This window comes from Bacillus sp. SRB_8 (assembly GCF_003264205.1).
Lineage (GTDB): Bacteria > Bacillota > Bacilli > Bacillales > Bacillaceae_G > Bacillus_A > Bacillus_A mycoides.
In genome coordinates, this window is sequence record NZ_NADT01000114.1 from 1 (window position 1) to 1,592 (window position 1,592).

Annotated in this window: 1 protein-coding gene; it reads left to right on the top strand. The window is 37.5% G+C overall.

Annotated elements, in window-relative coordinates; genetic code table 11:
- Window positions 1-280 precede the first annotated feature (280 nt).
- Window positions 281-1,474, top strand: a complete 1,194-nt coding sequence (locus tag B5P40_RS32110; RefSeq protein WP_113710536.1) for an IS110 family RNA-guided transposase — start codon at window positions 281-283, stop codon at window positions 1,472-1,474.
- Window positions 1,475-1,592 lie beyond the last annotated feature (118 nt).

Consider the following 1,592-nt stretch of genomic DNA (forward strand, 5'->3'; position numbering starts at 1 on the left):
TATGATTAAGTTAGGTTTTTTAGGAATGGGATTCACCTATAAACCCAAGAGTATCCAGCTTTATGAGATACTTATATTTGTAGATAGAGTGTTGCCGATCACCACCTTGAATCCTTGTATTCGATTGAAAGATTGGTACCTCTGTCTAATAAGTAGTTTACGAATGAGTTGGATGTTGATGACCATTGGTCATTCTTCGTATCTCTTACGAGGTAGTAGCGCTTATTAGTTCAGGGGAGGATAACACTATCTAAAAATCATCAAAATAGGGGTGTATACTATGTTCTACTTAGGTATTGATATTGCCAAACACAAGCACTATGCTTCCATCATTGATTCCACTGGGAAACCTATTACCAAGCCATTTCCTTTCCACAATCATAAAGAAGGTGGACAAGCTTTATTAACTTGGCTTTACCGATACATTAGTTCTCCGACAGAACTGTCAATCGGGATGGAGGCCACCGGTCACTATTGGATAGCTGTCTATTCTTTTCTACTAGATCATGGTTTTTCTGTGATTGTACTGAACCCACTCCAAACCAATGCATGGCGAAAGGGAACAGAAATTAGAAAGAGAAAAACAGATGCCATTGACGCCACTATGATTGCCGATGTCATACGATTTGGCCGCTTCCTTGAAACTCCACTCGTAGACGAGAAAATGTTCGCTTTAAAACAACTAAGCCGGTTTCGTAATTCTCTTGTACGTAATATAAGTGATTTAAAACGCAAGGCGCTTGTCGTGTTAGATCAAACCTTTCCAGAATATCAAAGTATTTTCTCTAATGTCTTTGGCAAAACGTCTTCACAGCTCCTAATTGAATATACATCTCCTAGCGATTATGAAAGACTGTCTATTGATGATTTGACACTAATAATTGAGCAAGCAAGTCGTTGCCGACTTGGAAAAAAAACAGCCAATCAACTGATGGAATTAGCCTCAAACTCATTTGGTGTCACCTTTTGTAAAGATGCTTTCTCATTCCAATTAAAAATGTTGATGGAGCAAGTCCGCTTTATTGAAACTCAGTTGAGAGAATGTGAGAATCAAATGTCTCAACTATTAAGTGACTTAGATACACCAATCACTACTATTCCGGGTATTGGTCCTATATTAGGTGCCACCATATTAAGCGAGATTGGGGATATAGACCGCTTTGACAAGCCTTCTAAACTTGTGGCTTATGCCGGTATTGATGCCACTATTTCTCAATCAGGTCAATACGAATCAACTGGTATGTCTATGTCCAAACGTGGCTCCTCCCATCTACGTAGAGCATTATTTCAAGCGGCTATTACTGCTTATAAACATGATCCTGTATTAAAAGCTTTTTATGAAAAGAAACGAAATCAAGGAAAACACTATTATGTTTGTATAGGAGCTGTAGCTAGGAAGTTGTGTTATATTGTCTATGCCATTCTAAAGAGTAATAAACCCTATAAAATTCCTCCATTCCCCTGCCAGAGATAACTTTTTTATTTTTTGAGACTTCTCAAGGTTTATTTAAGTTACCCTTTTTTAGGGTAAACACTCTTCATTTATATTGTATTTCACGCTTGACATTTCATAGTTGGTCTTTCAATGATTA

Coding starts and splice junctions, on each gene's coding strand:
- B5P40_RS32110 (WP_113710536.1), top strand. CDS start 281: ATGTTCTACTTAGGTATTGATATTGCCAAACACAAGCACTATGCTTCC.